Origin of the sequence: Achromobacter pulmonis (assembly GCF_902859765.1) — a bacterium.
In the GTDB taxonomy this organism is placed as follows: Bacteria; Pseudomonadota; Gammaproteobacteria; order Burkholderiales; family Burkholderiaceae_B; genus Achromobacter; species Achromobacter pulmonis.
This window is the reverse complement of sequence record NZ_CADIJV010000018.1, coordinates 39,604-53,951: the sequence shown is the minus strand read 5'-3', so window position 1 is coordinate 53,951 and position 14,348 is coordinate 39,604. Positions and strand designations below refer to the sequence as shown.

Here is a 14,348-nt window from a genome sequence, read left to right as displayed (position 1 = left end):
ATCAACGCAGGAATTGCGTGTACCAGGGCATTGCCACTTCCAGGCCCTGCAGCACGGTATGCGTGGGCTGGTAGCCCAGCAGCCGGCCGGCCTTGCTGACGTCGGCCTGCGAATGGCGCACGTCGCCCGCCCGGAAGTCGGCGTAGACCGGTTGCTTGTCGTAGGCGACGCCCTGGTTGCCCAGCGCCTTCACCAGGAACCCGAACAGCTGGTTCAAGGTGCTGCGGCCGCTGACGGCCACGTTGTAGACCTGGTTGCGGCCTTCGGCCGGCGCCATCGCGGCCAGGATGTTGGCCTGCACCGCGTTGTCGACGAAGCAGAAATCGCGGCTGGTCTCGCCATCGCCGTTGATGGTGACGTCCTCGCCCTGGATCATCGCGGCGGTCCATTTGGGAATGACCGCGGCATAGGCGCCGTTGGGATCCTGGCGCTTGCCGAACACGTTGAAGTAGCGCAGGCCCACCGTCTCGAACCCGTAGGAACGCGCGAACACGTCGGCGTACAGCTCGTTGACGAATTTGGTCACCGCATAGGGCGACAAGGGCTTGCCGATATTCTCCTCGACCTTGGGCAACGCCGGATGGTCGCCGTAAGTCGAGCTGGAAGCGGCATACACGAACGATTTGACGCCCGCGTCACGCGCCGCCACCAGCATGTTGAGGAACCCGCCGATGTTCACCTCGTTGGTGGTGATCGGATCCTTCAGCGAGCGCGGCACCGAACCCAGGGCGGCCTGGTGCAGCACGAAATCCACGCCTTGAACCGCGCGACGGCAAACCTCGAGGTCGCGGATGTCACCTTCGATGAAGGTCAGCCGCGCCCATTGCTCGGGCGTGACGGCGGCTTTCACTTCATCCAGGTTGCGCTGGTGGCCGGTGGCGAAGTTGTCCAGGCCGGTGACGGTCTGGTCCAGCTTGAGCAGGGCTTCCAGCAGATTGGAGCCGATGAAGCCGGCGCAGCCGGTTACCAGCCACTTGCGCGGCGCGGCGGCCAGCTCCCGGGTGACGGATTCAAAGCGTGTGGTCATGCGACATCCTCCTATTACAGGCGCAGATCGGATTCGGCGGGCGACAACACGTACTTCAGGTCGTAAAGAATGTGTTCCGGCTTGCCCAGCTTGCGGATGCCGGCCGCGCCCATGTCGGCGAACTGTTGGTGCGCCACGCCCAGGATCACGGCGTCGTACTTGCCTTCCTCGAGCTTGGTGACCGGGGTGATGCCGTATTCGTGCATGGCCTCTTCGGCGTCCACCCACGGGTCGTACACATCGACATCGACGTTGTAGTCGCCCAGTTCCTTGACGATGTCGACGATGCGGGTATTGCGCAGATCGGGGCAGTTTTCCTTGAAGGCCAGGCCCATCACCAGCACGCGCGCGCCCTGCACGTGGATGCGGCGCTTGGTCATGGCCTTGACCAGTTGCGACACCACGTAGCCGCCCATCGAGTCGTTCAGGCGGCGGCCCGCCAGGATGATCTCGGGGTGGTAGCCGATCGACTGCGCCTTGTGCGTCAGGTAGTACGGGTCCACGCCGATGCAGTGTCCGCCCACCAGGCCCGGACGGAACGGCAGGAAGTTCCACTTGGTGCCGGCGGCCTGCAGCACCGCTTCGGTATCGATGCCCATCTTGTTGAAGATCAGCGCCAGTTCATTGATCAGCGCGATGTTGACGTCGCGTTGGGTGTTCTCGATCACCTTGGCGGCCTCGGCCACGCGGATGCTGGCAGCCTTGTGGGTGCCGGCGGTGATGATCTGCTTGTAGAGCTGGTCGACCAGCTCGGCCACTTCCGGCGTCGAGCCCGACGTGACCTTCTTGATGGTGCTGACGCGGTGCGCCTTGTCGCCCGGGTTGATGCGTTCGGGGCTGTAGCCGGCGTAGAAATCGACGTTGAACTTCAGGCCCGACACGCGTTCCAGCACCGGCACGCAGTCTTCCTCGGTGGCGCCGGGGTACACGGTCGATTCATAGATGACGATGTCGCCGCGCTTGAGCACCGCGCCGATGGTCTCGCTGGCCTTGACCAGCGGCGTCAGGTCGGGTTGCTTGTATTCGTCGATCGGCGTGGGCACGGTGACGATGAAGACATTGGCCTGGCCCAGCTCGGCGCGGTCGGCGGTGTAGCTCAGTTGCGTGGCCTCGGCCAATTCGGCGTCGCTGACTTCCAGCGTGTGGTCATGGCCGGCCTTCAGCGCCTCGATGCGTCGGGTGTTGATGTCGAAACCAATAACCGACCGCTTCTTGCCGAACTCGACCGCCAACGGCAGGCCGACGTAGCCCAGGCCGACGACCGCGAGTTTCACATCCTGAATACGCAACATAATTCTCCCTTTACCGTAAGAACCATTACGGCATTTTAAATATGGTCGGGGTGATGGATAACCGGGCCCCCGGCGGAAATCACCGGGGCACCCAAAAACTTAATCGGCCCGCAGGACGGACGGCAGCAGCAGCCATCCTGGCCGGCGCCAGGACACCAGGCGCGCATACAGCCAGATGTACACGCCGGCAAAGACCAGCAGGCTGGCGCTCAGCGCCCAGGCGTTGTCCCACCAGATGGTGGCCGGCACCAGGCCGATCAGGGCCAGGACCCACATGTAGGGCGAAGCCAGGGCGTTGCACAGCGCCGGCACCGCGTGGCGGCGTCCGCGGCTGAAGGTCACGCGCACCAGCCGGCGGAACACCAACTGATGCAGGTGCAGGGCATCCGGCTGGTCCACCGGCACGCCGCGCTTGAAGCGGCGGCGCCAGATCGAGAAACCGGTTTCGAAAACGGGGTAGAACAACACCGCCAAGGCGTAGAACGGCGACACCGACGGATTGCGCACCACCAGCAGCACCGCCAGCTCGGCCAGCATGAAGCCCAGGAAGTAAGCGCCGCCGTCCCCCAGGAACACGCGCCCGAAGGGGAAGTTCCACACCAGGAAGCCGAGCGTGGCCGATGCCAGGGCCGCGGCCACCAGGAAGATCGGCACATCGCCCACCTGCAGCGCGACCAGGCTGATGGACACCGCCATCAGCGTCGCGACCATGCCGGCCAGCCCGTTCATGCCATCGACGATGTTCAGCGCATGGGTACAGCCACCCACCGCGAACATGGTGAAAATCAGGGAAACCGGCCAATACGACAGGATGTAGTCCACCGGCGCCATGCCGACGCGGCTGACGCCGCCCAGCAGCCACCAGGCGATCGCCGCGGACGCGAAGGCGGCCAGCAGGCGCTTGCTGGCGCCAATGTCCTTGGTGATGTCTTCGAGCAGCCCCGCCACGAACACCGGCAGCGCCGAAACGAACAATGCCGGCCAAAGCCAGGTCAGGGTCATGTTGTCGGGCCCCAGCACCAGCAGACCCATGAGCGTGCCGGCCAGCACGGCCAGTCCGCCCACGCGCGGCGTGGCGCGCGAATGGTTCGCTTGCGGCTTGTTGAGATCGCTGTCGCCGGTGAAGGCGCCATGCCAGCGCTCCGACGCCACGATGAGTCCCCCCACCATGAACGCGACCACGCATATGTACAGCCAGGTCACAGGGTCACCTCTGGTTGGTCTATCGAGACAGGCCGGCCATTATCGACGGCAGGTGTAACGCCCATATATGGCAGGAATAAGGAAGTGCAATTCACCGGGACAGAACGTAACGGCCGCGGACCGGGCCGGCGCAGCGTCCCCGGTTGAGGGGTGTGCCGCGACGCGGCCATTGGCCCGCGGAAATACGGATTTCATGAATTGATTGTAGAGCTTTCCGCCCCTGCGCACGCGAAATATCCAAGGGAAAACACGGAGTCCGTCATAAGGAGGGCAGCCGCGTCTGAAATCCTTTCCCGCCCCCTGCCCCAACGCGCTTCGACGCCGCGCTCAGGAAATTGGGGACGCGTTGATTTTTCTTAAAAAAAAGCCCGAGATCGTGAGATCTCGGGCTAAATCCACCAAAGGAGGAGGGTGGAGGAGACAACCGTGGCATGTTGGGAGCCGCTTTCGCTCACTGCGCTGTCGGGGTTTGGCACCGCGCCGACTGCGTTTCAACATCCGATGAGATGCATAGTATCGGGTTTTTTTGTGCGATGCAAGATTTTTTTTGCGCGCATCAGGCTCTCGGAGCCTGCGTTGCTTTTTTGCCGCAACGCAGGCTGTCATCGCCCGCAAAGCCGCGCCCAGCAATGTTTTTCAAAAAAGGCGGGTTATTGCCAAACGGGTTTACCCCTTGCGGACTTACCCTAGCCTTGGCCGGGTAATCCCGCCCTATGATTTGCACCAGAAAGGTGCGCCCGGCACCAGATTGCGGCAATTATTGCGCATCGCAACATTTTGATGCCCCAGGGGGGTGCCGCCGGGCCGCCGCCCTCAGATCCAGTACGCTGTGGTCGTCATGACCTTGGACATCGCGCGCATGGCGGCCTTGACCGGGGCGGGCAACGGCACTCCGCCGGCCGCTTCGGCGCTGGCGCGGTGCTGGGCCTCGTCTTCCTTCATCTTCTGCACGATCTGGCGCGAGCGCGCATCCTGTTGCGGCAGCGTGCGCAAATGCCCCTCCAGATGCGCCTCGACCTGCTTCTCGGTCTCGGCCATGAAACCCAGGTTGCGCGGCGCCCCCGCGTAGCCGGCCAGCAGGCCGAGCGCGAACGAGCCGGCATACCAGACCGGGTTGAGCAGGCTGGGCCGGCTGCCCAGTTCCCCCAGACGCTGGTTGCACCACACCAGGTGATCGACCTCTTCGCCAGCGGCCTCGAGCAACAGGTTGCGCGGGCCGGGCTCGCGGCACACCGCGGCCTGGCCGCGATACAGCGCCTGGGCGCAGACCTCGCCCACATGATTGACCCGCATCAGCCCGGCCGCATGGCGCTTTTCCTGCGCCGACAGGGTGTCCGGCGCCTCCTCGGCGGTGGCCGGGTTGGGCCGGCCGGCGCTGGCGCTGCCGGACAGCACGCGCAAGGCCCGGTCGGCCTCGGCCAGCAGTGCGTCCAGCGGCGCGGCGCGGCGCGGGAATCTGGCGGGAGCGGTTGGGGACAGGGAGGGGGACATGGACAACTCCTGGATTGCGGCACACACCCCTGACGCGGGGCGGGGCTCTCACGCCTGGAATTGTACGCAACGGGTATCATCAGCCATTGATTGCGCTCAAGCACAAGGACCCGAGAAATGGAATGCACGATCGACTGGGGCGGCCCCAACGGCATGCTCTTTACCGCCAGCACCGGCAGCGGCCATGTGGCCGTGATGGACGGCGCGGTGGACGGCGGCGGCCACAACCTGGCGCCCCGCCCCATGGAAATGCTGCTGGCCGGCACCGGCGGCTGCACCGCCTACGATGTCGTGCTGATCCTCAAGCGCGGCCGCCATGCCGTGACCGGCTGCAGCGTCAAACTGCAGGCCGACCGCGCCGACGTCGACCCCAAGGTGTTCACGCGCATCCACTTCGCCTTCACCGTCACCGGCCGCAACCTGCCGCGCGCGGCGGTCGAGCGCGCGGTGCAGTTGTCGCACGAGAAATACTGCTCGGCTTCCGCCATGCTTGAAAAGACCGCCGAACTGACCTTCTCAGTGGATATCGTCGATACCCAGGAAGCCCCGGCGGCCGCCTGACGCTGCCCGTTGCCGGCGCCACTTCAGCCTTTTCTGATTCTGTACCCATGAAACAATACCTGGACCTCGTTCAATCCATCCTGGACACCGGCGCGTGGCAGGAAAACCGGACGGGCATACGCACGCTGAGCATGCCGGGCGCCTCGCTGCGCTTTGATCTGCAGCAGGGCTTTCCGGCCGTCACCACCAAGAAACTGGCCTTCAAGTCCGCCATCGGTGAAATGGTCGGCTTCCTGCGCGGCGTGCGCAGCGCCGCCGCGTTCCGGGAACTGGGTTGCAAGGTCTGGGACCAGAACGCCAACGAAAACGCCCAATGGCTGGCCAACCCGTACCGCGAAGGGCCGGACGACCTGGGCCCGGTCTACGGCGTGCAATGGCGCCAATGGCCGGCCTACAAACTGCTGGACGCCGGCCGCGACGGCCAGATCGCCGATGCCCTGGCCCGCGGCTACACCAAGGTGGCCGACCTGCAGGAAGGCGGCGCGCCCAAGGTGCTGCTGTACAAGGCGGTCGACCAGTTGCGCCAGTGCCTGGACACCATCCACGAGCGTCCGGGCGACCGCCGCATCCTGTTCCACGGCTGGAACTGGGCGCAGATCGAGGAAATGGCGCTGCCGCCCTGCCACTTGCTCTATCAGTTCCTGCCGAACGCGACCACGCGCGAAATCTCGCTGTGCCTGTACATCCGCTCGAATGACGTCGGCCTGGGCACGCCGTTCAACCTGACCGAAGGCGCGGCGCTGCTGCACCTGGTCGGCCGGCTGACCGGCTACACGCCGCGCTGGTTCACGTATTTCATCGGCGACGCCCACATCTATGAGAACCACCTGCCGATGCTGCGCGAGCAACTGACGCGCACGCCGCACGAGGCGCCCCGGCTGGTGCTGTCCGACCGCATCCCCGATTTCGCCCAGACCGGCCGCTATGAACCGGAATGGCTCGAAAAGGTCGAACCGGGCGATTTTTCGCTGGCCGGCTACACCCATCACGCCCCGCTCACCGCTCCCATGGCCGTCTGAACCGGCTGCCACTTGAAGGCGCCTCGCGCGGACCGGCCATCGGCCGCCCGGCCTGGCGCGGTCGCCGCCGCGTGGCCAGGCCATGCGAGGCGCGTACAACGACGCCGCGTGGCGGGCACGCCCCGCCCGGCACAGGTGAAGATTGGTGAGCTTCTGGAAGCGCGTTTTCGGTATAACCCATCCCTTAGCCTCGGACGCGGGTACTGCAAGCCCTGCGCGCCGTCGCTGCTGAACGGCCCTTGCCGCGCCGTGCCTGCCACTCGCCGCGTGACCGGCTCATCCGCTGGTCTCGCCGACCGCCTGCAGGGCGGCGCCGCCCCCCCCATCCAGACAAGAGAGTATGTGAATCGCCAGCGTCGACAGCAGAATGCCCGTGCGGCCAAGTTGCAACCGTTGACTACTAATTGATTTGAATTGAGGCCGGCGCGGCGGCTGTATGCGCTCAGGACAGGACTCCAAAAATGCTCGTTGGAACATATAACCCTTCGCTCGTCCTCGTATCCCTAGGGGTCGCCATCCTGGCGTCATACACGGCGCTGGGTATGGCCAATCGCGTGCGGGCGGCGAGCGGGCTGCCGGCGGCGCGCTACTGGCTGGCGGGCGGCGCGCTGGCCATGGGGATCGGCATCTGGTCCATGCATTTCGTCGGCATGCTGGCGTTCAGCCTGCCGATCCCGATGGGCTACGACCTGCCCCTGACGGTACTGTCGCTGGCCATCGCCATAGGCTGTTCCGCATTCGCGCTGTGGGTCGTCTGCAAGGACGAGCTGCCCTGGCCCCGCCTGGTCAGCGGCGCCCTGCTGATGGGAGCGGGCATCGCCGCCATGCACTATATCGGCATGGCCGCCATGCGCATGATGCCCGGCATCGTCTACGATCCGGCCTGGTTCATCCTGTCCATCGTGATCGCGGTGGCGGCGTCGGGCGCGGCGCTGTGGATCACCTACCGCCTGCGCCAGGACGGTCCGCGCGTGGCCCTGTCGCGGCCGCTGGCGGCGGGGGTCATGGGGCTTGCCATCGTCGGCATGCATTACACCGGCATGGAGGCCGCGGGCTTCCCGGCGGGCAGCCTCTGCACGGCGGCGAACACGGGCATCTCGGCCGGCTGGCTGGCCATTGCCGTGACCGCCGTGACGCTCAGCGTGCTGGCCATCGCCCTGGTGGTGGCGGTGCTGGACAACCGCCTGGAGGCCCGGACCTCGGCGCTCGCCTCATCGCTGGCCGAAGCCAACGAAGAACTGGTGCAGTTGGCGCTGCACGACACGCTGACCAAGCTGCCCAATCGCATCCTGCTGGAAGACCGGCTGGAACAGGCGATCGAAAGCGCCAGTCGCCGCAAGGGCTATTTCGCCGTGCTGTTCTTCGACCTGGACGGGTTCAAGGCGGTCAACGACGCTTATGGCCACCATACCGGCGATGCCCTGCTGATCGACCTGGCCCAGCGCATCCGCCAGACCCTGCGCACGCAGGACACGGTGGCCCGCCTGGGCGGCGATGAGTTCATCGTGCTCAGCGAAGTGGCCGAACCCACCGACGCCGCCAATGTGGCGGACCGCCTGATCGAGGCGATCGCGCGGCCGGTGATGGTGTACGGACACGAAGTGCTGGTGACCTCCAGCGTCGGCATTGCCATCTATCCCAACGACGGCGAGGACACCCACGCCCTGCTGACCAATGCCGACGCCGCGATGTACCATGCCAAGCGCCTGGGCGGCACTGGCTACAGCTTCTTCGAGCCGTCGATGAACGCCGACGCCCACGAGCAGATCGAACTGCTGCATGACTTGCGCCTGGCGCAGGAACTGGGTCAGTTCGTGCTGCACTACCAGCCCAAATACGAAGCGCCGGCCGGCCCCATCATCGGCGCCGAGGCGCTGCTGCGCTGGAACCATCCCACCCGCGGCCTGGTGGGCCCGGACCAGTTCATCCCGACAGCGGAAAAGACCGGGCTGATCCTGTCGATCGGCGACTGGGTCATCAACGAGGCCTGCCGCCAGATGCGCGCATGGATCAACGCCGGACAGGGACACTGGACCATCGCCGTCAACATCTCGGCGCTGCAATTCGCCCATTCCAGCCTGGTCGAAACCGTGCGCGGCGCGCTCGCGCGCCACGACGTGCCGCCGTCCTGCCTGACGCTGGAAGTGACCGAGTCGACCGCCATGCGCGATGCCGAGGCCAGCCTGACCGTGCTCAAGCGCCTGTCGGGGCTGGGCGTGACTATCTCGATCGATGATTTTGGCACCGGCTACTCCAGCCTGTTGTACCTGAAGCGCCTGCCGGCCACCGAACTGAAAATCGACCGCGGTTTCGTCAACCAGCTGGACAATGACAACGAGGACGCCGCCATCGTCTCGGCCATCGTCGCGCTGGCGCAGCAGTTGAACCTGCGCATCGTGGCCGAGGGGGTGGAAACCACCGCGCAGCAGAAATTCCTGACCGGCCTGGGCTGCGATTCGCTGCAGGGCTTCCTGCTGGGCAAGCCGATGCCGGCCGACGAATTCCTGGAGCACGCCAGCGGCTGAGCCGGCCCCTGCCGCCGTGCCCCCCCGGCCGGCGCGACGACGCGGCCCGGCCCGGCCGGTCAAATTTGCTACGCTTGGGGTCTTCCCGCCGGCAATGCCGGCCCTTTTTTACAGACCCTCCCCGACCGCATGTCCGCCCGCCTGATCCTGATCGTCGCCTATTCCACCAATCGCGCCATCGGCCGCGACAACGCCCTGCCCTGGAAACTGCCGGGCGACCTGGCGCATTTCAAACGCAGCACGCTGGGGCATCCGATCATCATGGGCCGCAAGACCTGGGAGTCGCTCGGCCGTCCCCTGCCCGGCCGCGCCAATATCGTCATCAGCCGCAACCCCGCTTTCGAGGCCGCCGGCGCCACCGTGGTGGCTACGCTGGAGGCCGCCGTCGCCGCCTGTGGCGACAGCGCTGAGGCCTTCGTCATCGGCGGCGCGCAGATCTATGCGCAGGCCCTGCCGCTGGCCAGCCGCGTCCTGGCCACCGAGGTCCATGCCGAGGTCGAGGGCGATGCCTTCTTCCCGCTGCTGCCCGGCTTCCAGTGGCGCGAAACCGCGCGCGCGGCGCAGCCCGCGGAAAACGGCTACCGCTACGACTTCGTGACGTACGAGCGCGCCTGATAGCGGCGCCCGCTACCGGCGGCCCAGCCGGTCCGGAAGATCAGACCGCGCCCGCGTTGCGCATGAAGCGCCACAGGGCCGGCGCTTCCGAATACGCCACGTTGAAGCGCACCCACGGCGTATCGGCCTCATCGGCCTCGAAATACGAGCCCGGCGCCAGCCAGATACCATCCTTGAGCGCCAATCCGGCCAGGCCGTTGGCGCCGCGCTCGCGCCACTGGCCGGCCACCTTGGCCCACAGGAACAGGCCGGCCCGGGGCCGCGCATAGATCTCGAAACCATGCTGCGCCATCAGCTCCGCCACCGACGCGTGGGCCTGGGCCAGCCGTTCGCGGGTGCGTTCGATGTGGGCACGATAGCGGCCCTCGCGGATGACCTGGTGCACGATGCGCTCCATGATCTCCGGCGAGGTCAGCCCCACCGCCATCTTGGTGCGTGCGATGTCGCGCACCAGGTCGCGGTGCGCCACCACGTAGCCGACCCGCACCGACGGGCTGATGACCTTGGAATAGCCGCCCAGATAGACCACCCGGCGGCCGCCATCCAGCGCCGCCAGCATGGGCGTCACGCCCGGCGCCAGTTCGCGCGAGATATCGTCCTCGATCACCCAGAGACCATGGCGTTCGGCCAGTTGCAGGATGCGGAAGGCATTGGCCATGCTGATGCTGGCGCCGGACGGGTTCTGCAGGGCGGTGTTGACGAACAGCGCGCGCGGCCGGTGCTGCGAGGCGGCCTGCTCCAGCGCCTCGCAATCGAGGCCGTCCAGGGTGCGCGGCACCGGCACCACCCGCAAGCCGGCCAGCCGCAGCATCTGCAGCAGGTTGGCATAGGCCGGCTGCTCGACCAGCACGGTGTCGCCCGGCCGCAGCAAGGTGCGGATCACCATGTCGAGCCCGTGCGTCACGCCCTGGGTCAGCAGCACCTGCGACACCTCGACCTCCATCCCCTGCGCGCCGAGCGTGGCGGCGATGGTTTCGCGCAGCGGCGCGTACCCATAGGGATGGCCGTAGTTGGCAATGCGCATGGCCGGCACCCGGCCCATGTGGCGCAGCGCCATGTGCAGCCCCTCTTCATTGAGCCATTCGCCCGGCAACCAGCCGCAGCCCGATTTGATGGGGATGGAATGGTCCGCGAAGATGTCCGACAGCAGCCAGGCCGCATTCAGGCGCGGCGGCTCCCACGACTGCGGCTCGCCACGGCGTGCCGGCGCATCGGGCGAGGCCACCCGGTAGCCGGCGCCCGGCCGCGCCGCCAGCCAGCCCAGCGACACCAGCCGGCTGTAGGCGCTGGCCACGGTGAAGGTGCTGACCTGGTGCTGGCGGGCAAACTCGCGCACCGAAGGTAGGGACATACCCGGACGCAGCAATTGCGCCTCGATGGCGCGCAGCACGGCCGCCACCACCTGGTCCACCAGGGTCGGCGCCTGGCCACGGGCGCGCACAGGCTGGAAGTCGATCACGACGCTACGTTATCTGTACAGTTGCCATGCCTGCAACTATACAGTTAGCCCGGTTTGCGCGGATTGTATATTTTCATTCGCCCCAGGACGGACCAGAATCAATCGCATCCCGCCGGCTGCCCGCCCCACTTGGCGCAGGCCCGGCGCTTGTCCCTGCCCTGGAGCCACCATGAACGCCCCCGCCGAGTTGCCCGACCTGTCCCATCTGTGGATGCCTTTCACCGCCAACAAGCAATTCAAGGCGCACCCGCGCATGCTGGCGTCGGCCAAGGGCATGTATTACACCTCGGCCGACGGCCGCCAGGTGCTGGACGGCACGGCCGGGCTGTGGTGCGTCAACGCCGGCCACGGCCGCCAGGAGATCGTCGAGGCGATCTCGCGCCAGGCCGGCATCATGGACTACGCGCCCGGCTTCCAGCTCGGCCACCCGCTGGCATTCGAAGCGGCCACCGCCGTCGCCAGCTTCATGCCGCAGGGCCTGGACCGCGTGTTCTTCACCAACTCGGGGTCGGAATCGGTCGACACCGCCCTGAAGATCGCCCTGGCCTATCACCGCGCCCGCGGCGACGGCCAGCGCACCCGCCTGATCGGCCGCGAGCGCGGCTACCACGGCGTGGGGTTCGGCGGCATCTCGGTGGGCGGCATCTCGACCAACCGCAAGACCTTCTCCGGCGCGCTGCTGCCCGCCGTGGACCACCTGCCCCATACGCACAACCTGGAACAGAACGCCTATTCCAAGGGTCAGCCGGCCTGGGGCGCGCATCTGGCCGACGAACTCGAACGCATCATCGCGCTGCACGACGCCTCGACCATCGCCGCGGTCATCGTCGAGCCCATGGCCGGCTCCACCGGCGTGCTGATCCCGCCCAAGGGCTACCTGGAAAAGCTGCGCGAGATCACCTCCAAGCACGGCATCCTGCTGATCTTCGACGAAGTCATCACCGCCTACGGCCGCCTGGGCGCGGCCACCGCGTCGGAATTCTTCGGCGTCACGCCGGACCTGATCGCCATGGCCAAGGGCGTCAGCAACGCCGCCGTGCCGGCGGGCGCCGTCGCGGTGCGCCGCGAAGTGCATGACGCCATCGTCAATGGCCCGGCCGGCGGCATCGAGTTCTTCCACGGCTACACCTATTCGGCCCACCCGCTGGCGGCCGCCGCCATCCTGGCCACGCTCGACATCTACCGCCGCGAAGACCTGTTCGCCCGCGCCCGCAAGCTGTCCGGCGCCTTCGAACAGGCCGCCCACAGCCTGAAGGGCGCGCCGCATGTGATCGACGTGCGCAACCTGGGCCTGGTGGCCGGTATCGAGCTGGCGCCGCGCGCCGGCGCGCCGGGCGCGCGCGCCGCCGAAGTGTTCCAGAAATGCTTCGACAGCGGCCTGATGGTGCGCTACACCGGCGACATCATCGCCGTCTCGCCCCCGCTGATCATCGAAGAAGCGCAGATCGGCCAGATCTTCGAGCAGATCGGCAAGGTGCTCAAGGAAGTCGCGTAACCTCCGGCGCGGCGCCAGACGCCGCGCATCGCACACAACGGCGGGCGGCCCCGGGTCGCCCTCCGGCATTTTCAAAGAACCGGGCTTTACCCATGAAGAAGAACCTCTCCCACTACATCAACGGCCAGCCCTACGACGGCCGCAGCAGCCGCTACGCCGACGGCTTCAATCCGGCCACCGGCGAGATCATCTCCTCGGTGCCGCTGGCCTCGCCCGATGAAGTCGCGCTGGCGGTGGCGGCGGCCAAGGCCGCCTTTCCCGCCTGGTCGGAAACCCCGGCGCTCAAGCGCGCCCGCGTGCTGTTCAACTTCAAGGCGCTGCTGGACCAGCATCAGGACGAACTGGCCGAGCTGATCACCCGCGAGCACGGCAAGGTGTTCTCGGACGCCAAGGGCGAAGTGATGCGCGGCATCGAGATCGTCGAATTCGCCTGCGGCATTCCGCAACTGCTCAAGGGCCAGTATTCCGACCAGATCGGCGGCGGCATCGACAACTGGAGCATGCGCCAGGCGCTGGGCGTGGTGGCCGGCATCACGCCGTTCAACTTCCCGATGATGGTGCCGTGCTGGATGTTCCCGGTGGCCATCGCCTGCGGCAATACCTTCGTGCTCAAGCCGTCCGAACGCGATCCCTCGGCCTCGCTGCGCCTGGCCGAGCTGCTGACCGAAGCCGGCCTGCCGCCGGGCGTGTTCAACGTCGTGCACGGCGACAAGCAGGCCGTGGACGCGCTGATCGCACACCCCGACGTCGAGGCCCTGTCCTTCGTCGGCTCGACCCCGATCGCCGAATACATCTATGCCGAAGGCACCCGTCGCGGCAAGCGCGTGCAGGCCCTGGGCGGCGCCAAGAACCACCTGGTGGTGATGCCCGACGCCGACCTCGACCAGGTCACCGACGCGCTGATGGGCGCGGCCTATGGCTCGGCCGGCGAGCGCTGCATGGCGATCTCGGTGGCCGTGGCGGTGGGCGACGTGGCCGACAAGGTGATCGAACGCCTGACGCCGCGCGTCAAGGCCCTGGTGGTCAAGGATGGCATGCAGGGCGATGCCGAGATGGGCCCGCTCGTCACCGCGCAGCACCGCAACAAGGTCATCGGCTATATCGAGGATGGCATCGCCGCCGGCGCCGAACTGGTGGTCGACGGCCGCGGCCTGCAGGTGCCGGGCGCCGAGAAGGGCTTCTTCCTGGGCGGCACGCTGTTCGACCAGGTCAAGCCCACGATGAACATCTACCGCGAAGAGATCTTCGGACCGGTGCTGTGCGTGGTGCGCGTGCCCGACTTCGCCGCCGCGGTCGAACTGATCAACGCGCACGAGTTCGGCAACGGCGTGGCCTGCTTCACCTCCGATGGCGGCGTGGCGCGCGCCTTCGCCCGCCAGATCAAGGTCGGCATGGTCGGCATCAACGTGCCGATCCCGGTGCCGATGGCCTGGCACTCGTTCGGCGGCTGGAAGCGCTCGCTGTTCGGCGACCACCACGCCTACGGCGAGGAAGGCATCCGCTTCTACTCACGCTACAAGAGCGTGATGCAGCGCTGGCCGGACAGCATCGCAAAGGGTGCGGAATTCACCATGCCGGTGGCCAAGTAATCATGTAGACGCTCTCACCGCCCCGAGCCGCAAAGCGGCCGGGGTTTTGCCGAAAGACACACAATAAGGGGA

General features: G+C 66.8%; 11 protein-coding genes. 6 read left to right on the top strand and 5 right to left on the bottom strand.

The annotated features are described in order from the left end of the window. Nucleotide 1: 1 nt before the first annotated feature. The 4 genes from HV701_RS15995 to coq7 all read right to left on the bottom strand — a co-directional run bounded on the left by HV701_RS15995 (nucleotide 2) and on the right by coq7 (nucleotide 5,013). Nucleotides 2–1,027, bottom strand: coding sequence for an SDR family oxidoreductase (locus HV701_RS15995; protein WP_175134025.1), 1,026 nt, complete (start codon nucleotides 1,025–1,027; stop codon nucleotides 2–4). A 14-nt stretch (nucleotides 1,028–1,041) separates the two neighbouring features. Further along, nucleotides 1,042–2,319: a Vi polysaccharide biosynthesis UDP-N-acetylglucosamine C-6 dehydrogenase TviB gene (gene tviB, locus HV701_RS15990; protein WP_175134024.1), complete on the bottom strand. Its 1,278-nt coding sequence runs from the start codon at nucleotides 2,317–2,319 to the stop codon at nucleotides 1,042–1,044. A gap of 99 nt (nucleotides 2,320–2,418) precedes the next feature. Continuing rightward, on the bottom strand, nucleotides 2,419–3,522 hold the full coding sequence (locus HV701_RS15985; protein ID WP_175134023.1) for an MraY family glycosyltransferase: 1,104 nt from the start codon (nucleotides 3,520–3,522) through the stop codon (nucleotides 2,419–2,421). A gap of 813 nt (nucleotides 3,523–4,335) precedes the next feature. Then, nucleotides 4,336–5,013 (bottom strand): 2-polyprenyl-3-methyl-6-methoxy-1,4-benzoquinone monooxygenase, encoded by a 678-nt coding sequence (gene coq7, locus HV701_RS15980; protein WP_175134022.1) that lies wholly within the window; start codon nucleotides 5,011–5,013, stop codon nucleotides 4,336–4,338. A gap of 117 nt (nucleotides 5,014–5,130) precedes the next feature. On the opposite strand from coq7, the gene HV701_RS15975 reads away from it, so the two are divergent. The 4 genes from HV701_RS15975 to HV701_RS15960 all read left to right on the top strand — a co-directional run bounded on the left by HV701_RS15975 (nucleotide 5,131) and on the right by HV701_RS15960 (nucleotide 9,733). After that, nucleotides 5,131–5,574 (top strand): OsmC family protein, encoded by a 444-nt coding sequence (locus HV701_RS15975; protein ID WP_006391405.1) that lies wholly within the window; start codon nucleotides 5,131–5,133, stop codon nucleotides 5,572–5,574. Nucleotides 5,575–5,621: 47 nt separating this feature from the next. Further along, the gene (locus HV701_RS15970) at nucleotides 5,622–6,593 is read left to right on the top strand and encodes a thymidylate synthase (protein ID WP_175134021.1); all 972 of its coding nucleotides are present in this window, start codon (nucleotides 5,622–5,624) and stop codon (nucleotides 6,591–6,593) included. A gap of 461 nt (nucleotides 6,594–7,054) precedes the next feature. Beyond that, entirely contained in the window at nucleotides 7,055–9,118 is a 2,064-nt protein-coding gene (locus HV701_RS15965; protein WP_175134020.1) for a putative bifunctional diguanylate cyclase/phosphodiesterase, read from the top strand. A gap of 129 nt (nucleotides 9,119–9,247) precedes the next feature. Further along, nucleotides 9,248–9,733, top strand: coding sequence for a dihydrofolate reductase (locus tag HV701_RS15960; protein ID WP_175134019.1), 486 nt, complete (start codon nucleotides 9,248–9,250; stop codon nucleotides 9,731–9,733). A gap of 40 nt (nucleotides 9,734–9,773) precedes the next feature. Here the strand turns inward: HV701_RS15960 and HV701_RS15955 are convergent, their stop codons facing one another. Next, entirely contained in the window at nucleotides 9,774–11,192 is a 1,419-nt protein-coding gene (locus HV701_RS15955; RefSeq protein WP_175134018.1) for an aminotransferase-like domain-containing protein, read from the bottom strand. A gap of 169 nt (nucleotides 11,193–11,361) precedes the next feature. Here HV701_RS15955 and aptA point away from each other — a divergent pair, with 169 nt between their 5' ends. Both aptA and HV701_RS15945 read left to right on the top strand, forming a co-directional pair. After that, complete coding sequence (aptA, locus tag HV701_RS15950) at nucleotides 11,362–12,687, top strand: omega-aminotransferase AptA (RefSeq protein ID WP_175134017.1); 1,326 nt, start codon at nucleotides 11,362–11,364, stop codon at nucleotides 12,685–12,687. A gap of 92 nt (nucleotides 12,688–12,779) precedes the next feature. After that, nucleotides 12,780–14,276 (top strand): CoA-acylating methylmalonate-semialdehyde dehydrogenase, encoded by a 1,497-nt coding sequence (locus HV701_RS15945; protein WP_175134016.1) that lies wholly within the window; start codon nucleotides 12,780–12,782, stop codon nucleotides 14,274–14,276. Nucleotides 14,277–14,348 lie beyond the last annotated feature (72 nt).